The sequence below is a fragment of the Rhodococcus sp. NPDC127593 genome, assembly GCF_042671975.1.
Classification (GTDB): Bacteria; Actinomycetota; Actinomycetes; order Mycobacteriales; family Mycobacteriaceae; genus Rhodococcus_F.
Genome location: NZ_JBHXWI010000183.1, coordinates 1 through 1,332, shown reverse-complemented (window position 1 = coordinate 1,332; position 1,332 = coordinate 1). Strand labels below are relative to the sequence as shown.

Below are 1,332 nucleotides of genomic sequence, written 5' to 3'. Positions count from 1 at the left end.
CTGAGCCTCCCCCGTTTCTCCGGACACTTCCGAACCAGGTTTTATGTGGAGACCGAGGAAGGACATCATGGGAACGAGGAAGTATCCGCCCGAGCTGCGGGAACGTGCGGTGCGGTTGTATCGGGAGTCGGATCCGAGGCCGGTGCTCCGCCGACTGGCCGAGCAGTTGAACGTGCACCCGGAGGCGCTGCGGAACTGGATCCGCCAGGCCGAGGCCGATCACGGGGAGCGCGACGACCGGCCGTCGACGGCGATGATCGAGGAGAACCGGCGCCTGGCCCGGGAGGTCGCGGAGCTGCGGCGGGTGAACGAGGTGCTGCGGGCGGCGAGCGCGTATTTCGCTGCGGAGATCGACCCGACCCGGAGAAGGTCATGAGTTTCATTGATGCGCATGACTTCTCGGTCGGTCTCGTATTGCGGGTCCTGGGTATCGCCTCGTCGACGTACTACGAGTGGCGGGCGCGAGCGACCCTGCCCGCTCGGCGGCGGCGGGAGGACGCCGAGCTGCTGGCGTTGATCGACGAGATCCGCGCCTCGCACGAGTTCGCGGGCACGTACGGGTCCCCGCGGGTGTGGCTGGAGCTGCGCCGCCGCGGGGTGCGGGTCGGCCGCAAACGGGTCGAGCGGATCATGCGCGAGAACGGACGCCGAGGCGCCTACCTGCGCAAGGGGTGGAAGGGTGGCTCGACGAAGCAGAATCCGCGGCACACCGCCGCCCCGGACCTGCTGGACCGGGACTTCACCGCGACCGCACCCAACACCAAGTGGGTGGCCGACCTGACGCGGATCCTCACCGGCGAGGGGGTGTTGTGGTTGGCGAGTGTGCGCGACGCGTTCTCCAACAAGGTGGTCGGCTGGCGATCCGGCCCGCGGGCGGACACCGACCTGGTGCTCTCGGCGCTCGACTATGCCCTGTTCTCCCGCGATGTCCGGGGCGGGGAGTTGATTTTCCACAGCGACAAGGGCTGTCAATTTACGGCGGTTCGGTTCACCCAGCGGCTCGTCGACGCGGGCATCGCCCCGTCCACCGGAAGCGTCGGGGACAGCTTCGACAATGCGCTCGCCGAGAACCTGTGGTCGACACTCAAGATCGAGCTTATCTACTGGCCCGCAAGAACATTCGCAACCAGAGCCGAGGCGGAGGCGGCGTTGTTCCGCTACATCGATGGATGGTACAACCCGCGCAGGATTCAGGCCGGTCTGCGCGGACTGTCACCCGACGAATACGAACGCGCCTACTACGACCGACCAGACGGACAGGAGACAGATATCATCGAACCCGAGCTCACCGGAGCCAGATAGAAAAGTCTCCGGAGAAGCGGGGGAATCTCA

At 66.5% G+C, this 1,332-nt stretch carries 2 protein-coding genes; both read left to right on the top strand.

Annotated elements, in window-relative coordinates; all coding sequences use genetic code 11:
* Positions 1–67: 67 nt before the first annotated feature.
* Positions 68–376 carry a transposase gene (locus ACFVJ3_RS49495; RefSeq protein WP_378459048.1) on the top strand — a complete coding sequence of 103 codons (309 nt, stop codon included), beginning with the start codon at positions 68–70 and terminating at the stop codon, positions 374–376.
* Positions 373–1,302: an IS3 family transposase gene (locus tag ACFVJ3_RS49490; RefSeq protein ID WP_378459047.1), complete on the top strand. Its 930-nt coding sequence runs from the start codon at positions 373–375 to the stop codon at positions 1,300–1,302. Before ACFVJ3_RS49495 ends, ACFVJ3_RS49490 begins: the two co-directional genes overlap by 4 nt.
* The last annotated feature ends 30 nt before the right edge of the window (positions 1,303–1,332 follow it).